Annotated in this window: 11 protein-coding genes and 1 pseudogene; 11 read left to right on the top strand and 1 reads right to left on the bottom strand. The window is 36.7% G+C overall.

Going from position 1 to position 11,944, the window contains the following annotated elements; translation table 11 throughout:
- The first annotated feature begins 430 nt into the window (after window positions 1-430).
- From K8L98_RS11485 to K8L98_RS11530, 10 genes and pseudogenes are all read left to right on the top strand, one after another.
- Entirely contained in the window at window positions 431-967 is a 537-nt protein-coding gene (locus K8L98_RS11485) for a DinB family protein (RefSeq protein WP_223442563.1), read from the top strand.
- 290 nt (window positions 968-1,257) lie between these two features.
- The gene (locus K8L98_RS11490; protein WP_223443336.1) at window positions 1,258-1,689 is read left to right on the top strand and encodes a VOC family protein; all 432 of its coding nucleotides are present in this window, start codon (window positions 1,258-1,260) and stop codon (window positions 1,687-1,689) included.
- A gap of 280 nt (window positions 1,690-1,969) precedes the next feature.
- Window positions 1,970-2,317, top strand: a complete 348-nt coding sequence (locus K8L98_RS11495; protein ID WP_223442566.1) for a hypothetical protein — start codon at window positions 1,970-1,972, stop codon at window positions 2,315-2,317.
- Window positions 2,318-2,822: 505 nt separating this feature from the next.
- Window positions 2,823-3,554 carry a class I SAM-dependent methyltransferase gene (locus K8L98_RS11500; RefSeq protein ID WP_223442568.1) on the top strand — a complete coding sequence of 244 codons (732 nt, stop codon included), beginning with the start codon at window positions 2,823-2,825 and terminating at the stop codon, window positions 3,552-3,554.
- A 601-nt stretch (window positions 3,555-4,155) separates the two neighbouring features.
- Window positions 4,156-5,217, top strand: a complete 1,062-nt coding sequence (locus K8L98_RS11505; protein ID WP_420828845.1) for an alkene reductase — start codon at window positions 4,156-4,158, stop codon at window positions 5,215-5,217.
- Window positions 5,218-5,579: 362 nt separating this feature from the next.
- A complete protein-coding gene (locus K8L98_RS11510) occupies window positions 5,580-6,050 on the top strand; it encodes a hypothetical protein (RefSeq protein ID WP_223442570.1) in 471 nt (156 codons plus the stop codon).
- A gap of 369 nt (window positions 6,051-6,419) precedes the next feature.
- Window positions 6,420-7,412 (top strand): aminoglycoside phosphotransferase family protein, encoded by a 993-nt coding sequence (locus K8L98_RS11515; protein ID WP_223442572.1) that lies wholly within the window; start codon window positions 6,420-6,422, stop codon window positions 7,410-7,412.
- Window positions 7,413-7,543: 131 nt separating this feature from the next.
- Window positions 7,544-7,906 (top strand): YunG family protein, encoded by a 363-nt coding sequence (locus tag K8L98_RS11520; RefSeq protein ID WP_223442573.1) that lies wholly within the window; start codon window positions 7,544-7,546, stop codon window positions 7,904-7,906.
- Between the two features lie 161 nt (window positions 7,907-8,067).
- Window positions 8,068-8,403 carry a hypothetical protein gene (locus K8L98_RS11525; RefSeq protein ID WP_223442574.1) on the top strand — a complete coding sequence of 112 codons (336 nt, stop codon included), beginning with the start codon at window positions 8,068-8,070 and terminating at the stop codon, window positions 8,401-8,403.
- Window positions 8,404-8,531: 128 nt separating this feature from the next.
- Window positions 8,532-8,975, top strand: a pseudogene (locus tag K8L98_RS11530) (ASCH domain-containing protein); the annotation flags it as partial.
- Window positions 8,976-9,456: 481 nt separating this feature from the next.
- On the opposite strand, the gene K8L98_RS11535 reads toward K8L98_RS11530, so the two are convergent.
- Window positions 9,457-9,879 carry a hypothetical protein gene (locus tag K8L98_RS11535; protein ID WP_223442575.1) on the bottom strand — a complete coding sequence of 141 codons (423 nt, stop codon included), beginning with the start codon at window positions 9,877-9,879 and terminating at the stop codon, window positions 9,457-9,459.
- Between the two features lie 1,003 nt (window positions 9,880-10,882).
- On the opposite strand from K8L98_RS11535, the gene K8L98_RS11540 reads away from it, so the two are divergent.
- Window positions 10,883-11,893: a LacI family DNA-binding transcriptional regulator gene (locus tag K8L98_RS11540; protein WP_223442576.1), complete on the top strand. Its 1,011-nt coding sequence runs from the start codon at window positions 10,883-10,885 to the stop codon at window positions 11,891-11,893.
- Window positions 11,894-11,944 lie beyond the last annotated feature (51 nt).

Below are 11,944 nucleotides of genomic sequence, written 5' to 3' on the forward strand. Positions count from 1 at the left end.
TATCAAAATTCTAAATGTGGATTTTGAATAAAGTCTGATACTTTATAAAGAAGATTGATCGCTTGGAATAAAGTTTGAGTAAACTCCTGTATTAATTTACCCGGTTTTTCTTTTTGTTCATACTCCACAAAAGAATGGCCAGCTTCTAGCGTAAGAAAGGAAATTAGATAGTTCATCTTGAATTTGTAAGGTATCCATTAAAGGGCAGGATTCTTTAATCCACAAAAAGGCCAGATTGTAGAATAACATCTTCACTGACTGGGTTTGTCAGGGGAGTTGTTTTATTATTAAACCAATCAAAAAAAATAAAAATAAAGGAGTGAAGGAAGTGTGTTATCTTGTTTTGAGAAACCGACCGGCCCCTGTGATAATGTTTTAGCTATTCCTTATATCTAAATTTTAATAATTTAAGGTGAGGGGAGAAAATCAAATGAACCTAGAACTAATGGATATTTTTCGCATGGAATTTGACTTTAGTTGGGATACTGAGACCTGGTTTTTACCTTTAGAATCTGCTCTTGAGGGTTTAAATTCCACAGATGCAAGCTGGCAACCCCCTGGAGGAGGGAATACAATTTTGCAAACTATGAACCATCTAAATTATTACAACGCCCTACTTGTTAGACAAATCAATGACACAACGCCTAGAAAAAAGGCATCTAATAACGAGGCTACATTTGGAGATATCGGGGACCCAGCAGATTCTAAATGGAAGGCAATCTTGGCAGAGAATACATTTGGAGATATCGGGGACCCAGCAGATTCTGAAAAATGGGAGGCAGTCTTGGCAGAAACACGCCAAATTTGTGAAAATTTGCGTAAATCACTAGCACAAATTAATGACAGTCAGCTGGAAGAGGAACATGTTGGGGGGCTGGCTCGTCAAATTTTGCACAACGTATACCATACAGGGCAAATTGTATTAATTCGTAAACAACAAGGCTCTTGGCCAAAGGAGCGAGAATAATTTGTATATTCCGCTATAGGGCGCAATTCTAAAGTATTGGATTGCGCTCGTTATTCCATTATAGGGGGCGATTGCTTAACCAAGTGTCGCCTCTTCTTATTAAGGTAAAGGGCAGTTTAACGGAGTAATCGAATTTGATCGTTATTCCACAATCGGGCCATTTAATCGAATAAGGATTATTTAGAATTGGAACAGTTATCCATCAAGTGGGTTAGTCCAGTTTGCGCAAGCTCAATTTTGATGTATCATGTATGAGGTTGTCCACATTATTCCAAAGGAGTTGTTGAATGATGTCAATTAGTTTGAACCCGTATTTGTTTTTTGACGGTAACACGAGAGAAGCGGTCCATTTTTACGAGAAAGCGCTTGGCGGGAAAGTGATGGGTATCATGACTTACGGAGATATGCCGGCTGACCCGAATCATCCGTTGACGGATGACATGAAGGATCGCGTTATGCATGCACACTTGAAAGTCGGCGACGCGGATCTCATGTTCTCCGATACGTTTGCAGGCATGCCTTATCAGCCAGGGAATACGATTCAGATTGCAATCCATCCCAAAGAAGAGGCAATAGCGAGGGAAATCTTCGCCGCTTTGGAAGATGGCGGACAAGTCGTTATACCCCTTCATAAGACGGATTTTAGCCCCTTGTACGGGATGGTAAAGGACAAGTTTGGGGTTAATTTCAATGTGAATGTCCCAGGGGAGCAGCCGCAGTAATAACAAACAGACTTCCGCTTCACCAACAAACAAAGCCTCCTGTTCGCGAATGGACAGGAGGCTTCCTCAGTTGCAATACAATGGTTGTGTGTCTAATGAGTAAATCATACGAGACCAAGTTTCCTCAATAATTGGGCGCTTTTCTTCGATAAGACAACAAAAAGTGATATTCCGCAATCGGGGGCGATTGCAGCATATTGTGATCGTCTCCTTTATCAAAGAATATGACAGGATGTAAAATAAACTTATAGTCAATATATATAAATGAAGGGATTCTTAAATGGATTGGAATTGTAATGAGACGAGCATAAATATTCCATATACAGTTGGAAACTTAAAGACATTATTAGAAACCCTGTGTAGTAAAGAAAACAGTTTTTCACAATATGATTTTGTTAATTGGTGCGATAACTTAACAATGGTATTCGATAATGATGAAGGTACCGAATTAGATGAGAATGATTCAATGGCTTTCAACATAGCAAGAGATATTGAATGTCAATGGGATTTGTTTTTAGTAAATACATACTCATTAGAAGAATTGCAGAAATTAGATCTTTCAAAAGTAAAGTTACCTCACGTGTGGTTTATTGATTGGTTGAAGCAGTTAAATGAGAAGCAAAAGTGAAATCCTTATTAAGCTAAAGAGGGCGATTGCTTAAAAAAAGTGTCGCCTCTTCTTATTGAAGTAAAGGGCAGTTTAATTGAAGAGTGGATTCAACTTTTTATTCAGCAATCGGGCCAGATTATTGAGTAACTCACTTTTATAATAAATGGATATTTATTTTGGAATTTAGACGAGATTGTGAAAAATTGTATTTAAACTAAGATGTAGGTCATTTAAAGGGATTTATTTAGGAAATATAGAATATTTTTATTTATGTGATAAAAAGGAGTCGGTGTCAATGAAAAATAGCAAGAATTTATATGGGCACAAATATGAGGGGATAGCATTATTTTCCCAATAAACACGCAATGCCCCTATAAACCGAAAGGGGTACTTAAATTAAATAGAAATTTAAATGAAAATCCTTTTTTAGAAATTGAAAACCCAAAAGCATGGGGATCAGTTCATTTGAGATGGCTTTACCATGGCAGAAGAGATAAAAAGGTATCAAGGAGGAAACATAGACATGGCTGACAGGATATTTGAAGAGCCAAGGCTTGCAGATATTTACGATTTGTTTGATTCGTCAGAACGTCTAGATCTTGACCCGTATGTTGCAATGACAGACGAATTCGGTGCTCAATCCGTAATTGACATTGGTTGTGGAACCGGCATCCTTGCCTGCCGACTTGCTGCACTTGGTAAGGAAGTCATTGGGGTCGATCCAGCCGCAGCCTCGCTCAAAGTCGCAAGCCGTAAGTCGTATGCAGATCGGGTCAGATGGCTTCATGGAACAGCTGCGATGCTCGCTGGAGTGCAAGTGGATCTAATCATGATGACTGGAAACGTCGCCCAAGTCTTTGTAACTGACGAAGAGTGGATGTCAACACTTCGTGAATGTCGTAGTGTTATTCGACCGGGTGGACGGCTAGTATTCGAGGTTCGTGACCCTTCAAAGGAAGCGTGGAAGGACTGGAATCGTGAGCAGTCCTATCAGGTGATTGAAGCACCTAAAATCGGAAAGGTAGAGAAGTGGGTGGATCTTCTCGATGTGCAACTGCCGCTAGTTTCGTTCCGTCAAACATTCGTTTTTCAGAGGACAGGGACGGTACTGACCTCAGATTCGACATTGAGGTTCCGGAGTAAGTCCGAGATTATTGACACTTTATTGACCGCAAACTTACCTGTCGAGGATATTCGAGATGCACCAGATCGCCCTGGACTAGAATTCGTCTTCATCGCTCGCAGCCCAGACTAAAGATACATCCATACTTGTTAAACATAAGGGACTGGTATTCTTGAAGACGTAAGGGCATCGCAATTATTTTGTTAAACGAAAACGATAGTTGAACTACCGGGTGGCGTTAGTTGCACAACTACTATCTTGTTACTCATCCCAAGAGATGAACCTCTGGCAGGTAAAGGAATTTCGCTATATGTTTATAAAAGTAAAGAAAATCAAAGAGATCGTTATTAAGCAAACGGGCGCTATTCTGGAGCAAGAATTGTGCTCTTTCTTAATGTTAAGGTCAAGATAATGGAATAGCGCTTATGACTAAACAATGATTATACGGTAGGTATATAAATAAATATGATCATAAGTTAGATAAGAGAATCTGGCGTTATATAAGTAAACAAATGACTCCTAAAGATCGGATGAAACATACACAAAAAGCAAATGTAAAAATCTTACAACATCAGTATCTTTCTTTCTAAAACATTTTTTAAACTGAGTACTAGCTTTTTTGAGTGAGTATATAATTTGTAATATTTACTAAATATCTTTATCCTAGATAACATAGCTATTACTTAAAGTTAGCTGTTGAAAATAAATAAGAAATAATCAGGAGGAAAGCATAATGGAACATACGATGATCAGTAAGCTTTTTGAACCTGTAACCATAGGTGGGTGGAAGTTGCGTACAAGAACAGCCATGGCACCAATGACACGCTGTTTTGCTGATGTTCAAACAGGAGTAGTTGGTGAAGATGTCGTGGAATATTACCGTCGACGTGCAGCGGATGGAATTGGTCTGATTATTACTGAAGGCATTGTCATTAGTCCTCGCGCAAAAGGTAATCCAGGCGTTCCGGGGCTGTATACTCAAGAACAAATTAATGCGTGGAAAAAGGTAACAGAAGCTGTGCATCGAGAAGGTGGAACGATCATCGCACAAATTTGGCATGTTGGAAGAGCGAGTCATCATGAGATTGCTGGCAATCTACCACCACAGGCACCATCAGCTATACGAGCAGAAGGAAAAGTATCACGATTTGGAAAACCTTTTGATATACCTGAAGAAATGAGTATCGACGATATTAAAGAAGTCATTGGCCAATATGCACAAGCTGCAATAAATGCGATTGAAGCAGGTTTTGACGGAGTTGAAGTGCACGGTGCCCACGGCTATTTAATTGATCAATTTAATTCAGATGTTTCCAATCACCGGAAAGATAGATACGGAGGAGATCTTGCAGGCAGACTAACATTTATGAAAGAAGTCTTAAAGGAAGTTATTAATGCAGTGGGAGCTAATCGTACACTTATTCGATTTTCAGCGTTAAAAATTGACCAGCCGGATTACATGTGGGAAGATCCGGAAGAAGCTATTCAAACTTTTATTGAAGCTTATAAAGAGGTTGGTATGACAATGATTCATCCGTCAACCATGGAATTTACCAAAACAATTGCCGATGGAAAAACAATGCATCAGCTCGTCCGTAAATATTGGGATGGAATTATTGTCGGAGTCGGAGATTTAAATGCTGAAACAGCTGAACAAGCAATAGCAGAAGGAACGGTTGATATCGCTGCTTTTGGACGTCCGTTACTTGCCAATCCAAATTTTCTTCATAGAGTGGAAAAAGGAGAAGAAATTATTCCCTATGATGCAAAAATTCATCTGAAAGAATTAATTTAGTCCTTTATTCAAGAATCGGGCGCTTATCTGTAATAAGGTAAGTGTCTTTTTTAATGGAATAAAAGATTGAGTTAATCACCCGATTTTGAAATAATTGGTATTAAGCATTCGGGCAGGATAGTTGAAGAGTGATTTCAAGAATTCTGTTCAAATTAAGTGGTTTTATTAAAGAGAACTTTATATTTAATGCTCACTAATATCAATATTAGACCCAAAACTGTAGTCAAGAAAGGATAAATAAAAGGGATTCAGGGGAAACAGAGGAAAGAGGAAATGGATTATGGTGGCCTCTTCTTATTGATGTAAAGGGCAGTTTTCTTGAATAAGCAGCGAATGATTATTGTAGGTTGGAGGTGTGGTATTTGAAAAGCGACTATCTTTATACAGAATTCTTAAATGTCTCCAGGAAATTGAACCAGAAATTAAAGATAGCTCCCGTTTTATATGGTTCTTTAGGGCTTGAGAAAGTAATTGAAGTAGAATTTTCCCCACAGGACATAGATATACTAGTTCCTTTGAGATTTATAAAAAATGAGTGGCAGACATTAAAGGAGACAATGGAAGAGCTAGGCTACACATTGGTAGATTTACACGAACATAAATTTGTAAACGGGAAGGTTGAAATTGGATATTCATTTGAAGAAGACTTAAAGCCCTTTGCTGGTGTGAACTATGAAGATTTAAAAGAAATGTATGATGATGGGGTATCATATCGTTTACTATCAGTTGAAGATTACCTTAATGTTTATAAAAGAGCATTAAAAGACGGTTATAGAAGAACAAAGAATAATAATAAAGACCTTAAGAAAATTGAAGTTTTAGAAAACCTATGATTATTTTACATTAGACCTGTGTATCGGATGATTAATAAAAGCGAGATTATAGAAGCAATTCGAATGTATTGAAAAATTGGAAAAAGAGTTGAGTGGCGAATATCAAGTATAGTAATGGATGCCATTGAAGATACATTGAACAGATATACATATGATTTAGGTTATTTAGAACGGAGACTAACTCGATTGCAAAAAAATAATAATCCATTTAATAACTAAGTTTTTCAACAATCGGGGGCGATTGCTTAACAAAGTGTCGCCTCTTCTTATTGAAGCAAAGGGCAGGATTGTGGAAGAAGGAAATGTCATTAAATGAAATGAATATAATCCCCGATAGAAATAAAAACCTTTTAAAGAAGAGGTGTACAAATGGAAATTAATAATCGGATAGTAGCTATATTAAAAGATAACTATGGAATTAAAGTAACTTTAATTGAACAAAAGCCAGGCGGATGGTCTGCTTTAGCTTTCTTAATCGAGGATGAAAGTAAAAAGTATTTTTTAAAAGTTTATAACAAAAAAAAGCCTTCTGTTAAACCGTGGATTAAAGCAATTGACAGGTATACTCCCTTAGTAAAGTGGTTGAATGAACAAACAGTTTTAAAAAATAATATTGTAAATCCAATCCTTACGAAAGCAGAGAGTAATAAATGTGAAGACGAAGAGTACGTTTACTTGCTATCAGAGTATATAGAGGGCACTACAATTGGTGAAAAGAAACTTAATTCAGAACAGATTAATGAACTGGCAAAGATTATTGGAATACTTCACAAGAATACTCCCAATATCCCATATGAATTGAAAGAGCAACAAACAAAAGAAAGTTTTAACATAGACTTTTGCGATCTATTGAGTTCTTTTATTTATAATGATCTGGATAAAAAATTTGATGCGGTATATGAGGTCGTAAAGCCTTATGCTGGTTGTTTGTTCGATAATATTCACAGGATGGAGTATTTATCAAAAACTTTGAAATGCAAACCTCACAAGTTTGTTTTGTCCCATGCAGATGCCCATAATTGGAATGTAATGCAAGGTAGTAATTTGATGCTTATTGATTGGGAGTGCTTAAAACTTGCTCCACAAGAACAAGATTTAATTTTAATTGTAACGGAGTCTTATGCTCAGCAGTTTTTAAGAGAATATAAAAAATATATAGAATATGAAAATCCCGATTTAGATGCATTGGAGTTTTACTCTCTAAAGCGAAAACTCGAAGATATCTGGGAATGGATTAAGGATTTACGTTTTGAAGGATTAGTAAAATCAAAAGAAGTTACAGTTGAACTCTTAAAACTAAATCTGGATGCGAGTAAAAATACTGATAGTTTTCAATCGGAAATGAAAAAGGTCTTTAAATAATAATATATTCCCTCAACAAACGGGGGCGATTGCTTAACAGAGTGTCACCTCTTCTTTTTAAAGTAAAGGACAGTTTAATGGAATAAGGTACTAGAAAATATAGTAATACTGCTTTAATAGGGGGACCATTAATGAGTACACTTGATAAAGTTACAATAGCACAGTTATTACACGCTTTAAAACAAACGTGGTCATTTAAATCAAGTTCCAAATGGAGTATGGATAATCCTTCGAAAGGACAATGTGGTGTAACATCATTAGTAGTCAACGACATTTTAGGTGGGGAAATACGAAAAACCCCCTTATTTGAAGGTTGGCACTTTTACAATATGATTCACAATACACGCTATGATTTTACAGAGTCTCAATTCAATGAAAGTATAAGTTATGAAGATTTGCCTTCAAATAGAGAAGAGGCTTTTATGGATACAAACTTTAATCAATACAACTATCTAAAAAGTAGTGTTTTAAAAGAACTAAGTAAAACTGAATAATAAGTTTTCTTAATATAAAACTTACTTATTCAATAATCGGGGGCGATTGTGTCGCCACTTCTTATTGAAGTAAAGGGCAGGATTGTTGAATAAGAAATATTTGTATTTTTGTGGTATTATTTACAATATAATGCAATGCAAATCTAAAAGGGGGCTTTTTTATGATAAGAAAATCGGTATTAGTTATTGGTGCTGTAGCAGTTCTTACACTATCAATTGGAATAAAGAAAGATTTGGAAAACCCAAAGGCTTTAGCTAATGTTTACCCATTTTCAGAAAATGATTACAAAGGTCAAGTATACGTGGAAGATGAGGATAAAATCAGAGTTGTATCAGTAGAAGAACAAGAAATGAGAGAGAAAGACTCATATAAAGTAAAAGATATTACTACTGTAATCACAGCAGATGAACAAACTATGGTAGAAAATACATCAATTTCAGCGGGATTTGTTTCACAAAAAGAAGGGACAGGCTTCAATTTCAAAAAGGAGAATTAATTCTCAACTAGCTCAACAAACGGGGGCGGCTGCAGCACACTGCAATCGCTCTTTCTAATTAATAAACATCCAAGTTGATAAAATTATCTCTAAGCAAATTTACGTTTGGGGTTACGGAGGGCTACATAATGAATAAGGCAGCTCAGGCTTACTGGAATGAACATTGGAAAGGTCAAGAAAAACCTCAGTCAGTTAGTGCATGGCAATTTGGAGCTAATCCAGATCATCTAGCTCAATTAGTGATAGATGGTATAAAAACAGCAACATGTTCTGGTTATATTTTTTATGAGTTGGAAAATGAACCGGTTCCAACAATAGAGGATTATAGCATTATTTTAAACAGTGAAGACAAGCCTTTAGCAATCATTAAAACGGTGGAAGTCACATTAACGCCGATGAACGAAGTGTCTGAAGAGTTTGCTATTGCAGAAGGAGAAGGGGATAGAACATACCAATATTGGAGAGAAGCTCATGAAAAATTCTTTAGAAATGAACTAAGTGCAATAGGACGTGAATTTTCAGAAGATATGCTGCTTATTTGTGAACGTTTTATAGTAGTTGATGTGAAAAAAGTTAAAACTTGGGCGCTTATCTGTAATAAGGTTAGTGTCCTTTTTAATGGAATAGAAGATAGTGTTAATCAACTAATTTTGAAATAATTGGTCTTAAGCACACCGGAAGCAACACTATCGATTGCATTTGCTGGTTTAATTAGAGGTCCAATACTAGCACGATGTTCCTAATAATAACCACTTCCTTTACTATTCTTAGTTGAAGTATTCAGGTTATTATCTGCTTATATCGAATATGTATGCTGAATTGCGTTATTCAACAATCGGGGGCGATTGCTTAATAAAGTGTCGTCTCTTCTTATTGAAGTAAAGAAGCAAGTTAGTTAGTTCAAGAAGAAAATCAAACTAACAATACTTACAATTACTAGAATATAAAAATGGCGAATCGGGTTCGTTTACGAGAAAATTAAAACAACCTTAGTCATGTGTTGGCTATATCTGACTAAGGTTATAATCTCTTTGATAATGGTAAGGCGGTATGTTACTTATCGTCAGCCTTGACAAAGTCTTCATGACGGAAAAACATGGTAGGTTCATGGAATTGTAAATTTATATCTGAACCTACTACACTAACTTCAACATCTTTTTCGTTCTCTTTTATTTTGCCGATAACAGTAACTCTGTAAATATTTCTTATTGCAACATCAACAAATACTTGACGACATGATTGACTGCCCAAAACGATATCTTCATCACAGATTACTATTTCAGGAGTTTCATTTGACACTACGCATCTTGCACCTGACGGAAATAGTGGTTGAGTAGGTGCAGGACATTCCTGAACTACTACTCTAACATCTTTAACCTTATCTGTATGGTTCTTTAAAGTGATAATTAGACGCGAAGGACTGCCACCGGGAAAAGATACTGGAACACGAAATGGACCGGTTGTTATACTAGACATGAGATTGCCTCCTTTCTTTGAATATATAATAAGATATGTATTCTTCATTTGAATTGAAATGGACAAAGGCTTATTTCGTGAAACCTAGGCGGTATAAGAAAATGCAGATTTAATAGCTTCGGGTGCTTATCTTCTATAAGAAAAGATAATAATCTTCCATAATCGGAGGCGATTGCTTAACAAAGTGTCGCCTCTTCTTTTTAAGGTAAAGGGCTTGATTGTTGAATAAGAATAGACCTAATTTGATATAAGTAGTAATTGGAGATGACAACTAAGTATCTCTCAAGATCGAGTTGAAAATTATGATATAGAATTTGAAACTAAGATAATAGAACTTGGAAGGAAGTTAATGAGTTCAATAATATGGGTAGAAAATAACTCATAGAGTTAAGGATCTTCAACAAACGGGCGCGTTTACAAAATTAATAAAGTATTTATAATCAATAAACATTAGCTAAATATAATTATGTTAACTTTAAATTGTAACGATGAAGACAACAATATTCTATTGAAGATAGGGTGTGTTAGATAAAATGGTTACTAAAGTGGGCATAAGTTTTTTACTTTTAATGGTACATTTCTACTTGCTATGAGTAGCATCTGAAAATTTTTTCTTTTTATATTGTATTACAATTAAACATAGAATCAGATGTCAGCAAAAATAATGCTGGCTTTTTTATTGTGCAGAACTAGATGGAACTACTCAATAACGGAACGAGAACGTTCTCTCTTCTTTTTAAGTAAAGGGCAGATTAGATGTGCGAAATGTTTCTAGCTTAAACAGAGGATGGCCACATTCCTCTGGTAAAGGGTAGATAGTTCCTATGGAACTAAAGGATTATATAGAAGAAAAAAATGAGGGGGTAACCCCCCTGAAGAGGAAATACGGACTATATTAATAGTTTTTTAATGAATTATCTTTAAATTCTGACAGTTTATGTTATACTCTATGTAACCGGTTACATTTTATAGATTCAATTTCAGTAGTATAGGGGATGCACCAATGGTAAAGATGAACGATGTTGCAGAGAGAGCAAATGTTTCAAAAGCTACGGTTTCGAGGGTGCTGAGGAACCCAGAAACGGTGAAGAAGGCTACGCGGGATAAGGTGTTGGCGATCATTGAGCAGCTGAATTATCAACCGAATATTTTGGCACGGCATTTCAGAAGAAGTGAGACCAATACGATCCTGGTCGTTGTTCCGAACATCATGAATACGGTGTTTTCTCATATTCTTGGCGGGATTGAGCATGCCGCAGGAGAGAATGGTTACCGTGTGTTGCTCGCAAACACAAATCAACAGGTGGAAAAGGAATATGAATACCTTGATCACCTAAAACAGCGCCAGGTGGACGGAATGATTTTGCTGTCTGCCCGAATGGATAAAGGAATCATAGCTGAAGTGATGAAACAGTATCCGGTCGTTCTTACGGCGGACTATCTCGAAGGCATCGCCATTCCAACTGTCAGCATTGATAATGTGAGCAGCGCTCGAACGGCAACTGAGCATCTCATCAAACTAGGTCACTCCCGAGTCGCTCATATCACAGGCCCACTTCATCTTCAGGTGAGCCAGGACCGTCTGAAAGGGTATCGTCAGGCACTTTTGCAAAATAACCTGGATGTGGATAATATCTTAATACAGGAGGGAGATTTCTCCCATGAATCCGGCTACAACCAGATGACCAAGATGTTGGCGCTGGAACATCCGCCGACTGCTGTATTTTCTGCGAATGATGAAATGGCAACAGGCGTGATCAAGGCGGCGAAAGATTACGGTCTTTCGGCTCCTGAGGATCTTGCAGTTGTGGGATTTGATAATATTAAGCTTTCAGCTATTTATGATCCAGGAATAACCACAATAGCTCAGCCGATGTTTGAGATGGGCAAAAAAGCAGCTGAACTGTTGCTTCATCAGATTACTGGAGTTGAGATGACAAAAAGGCAATATGTACTAGAGAGCGAATTGATTATTCGTGATTCATGCGGTGCAAAACTTCTAAATGATGATTAATATTGTAATCGGTTTCATTTTTCGAAAACTGAATAACTTTTGAAATAGAGG

Origin of the sequence: Metabacillus dongyingensis, assembly GCF_019933155.2 — a bacterium.
Taxonomy (GTDB): domain Bacteria; phylum Bacillota; class Bacilli; order Bacillales; family Bacillaceae; genus Bacillus_P; species Bacillus_P dongyingensis.

Bases quoted from the DNA above. Each gene is read 5' to 3' on its own strand.
- K8L98_RS11485 (WP_223442563.1), top strand. From the start codon at position 431: ATGAACCTAGAACTAATGGATATTTTTCGCATGGAATTTGACTTTAGT.
- K8L98_RS11490 (WP_223443336.1), top strand. From the start codon at position 1,258: ATGTCAATTAGTTTGAACCCGTATTTGTTTTTTGACGGTAACACGAGA.
- K8L98_RS11495 (WP_223442566.1), top strand. From the start codon at position 1,970: ATGGATTGGAATTGTAATGAGACGAGCATAAATATTCCATATACAGTT.
- K8L98_RS11500 (WP_223442568.1), top strand. From the start codon at position 2,823: ATGGCTGACAGGATATTTGAAGAGCCAAGGCTTGCAGATATTTACGAT.
- K8L98_RS11505 (WP_420828845.1), top strand. From the start codon at position 4,156: ATGGAACATACGATGATCAGTAAGCTTTTTGAACCTGTAACCATAGGT.
- K8L98_RS11515 (WP_223442572.1), top strand. From the start codon at position 6,420: ATGGAAATTAATAATCGGATAGTAGCTATATTAAAAGATAACTATGGA.
- K8L98_RS11520 (WP_223442573.1), top strand. From the start codon at position 7,544: ATGAGTACACTTGATAAAGTTACAATAGCACAGTTATTACACGCTTTA.
- K8L98_RS11525 (WP_223442574.1), top strand. From the start codon at position 8,068: ATGATAAGAAAATCGGTATTAGTTATTGGTGCTGTAGCAGTTCTTACA.
- K8L98_RS11535 (WP_223442575.1), bottom strand. From the start codon at position 9,879: ATGTCTAGTATAACAACCGGTCCATTTCGTGTTCCAGTATCTTTTCCC.
- K8L98_RS11540 (WP_223442576.1), top strand. From the start codon at position 10,883: ATGGTAAAGATGAACGATGTTGCAGAGAGAGCAAATGTTTCAAAAGCT.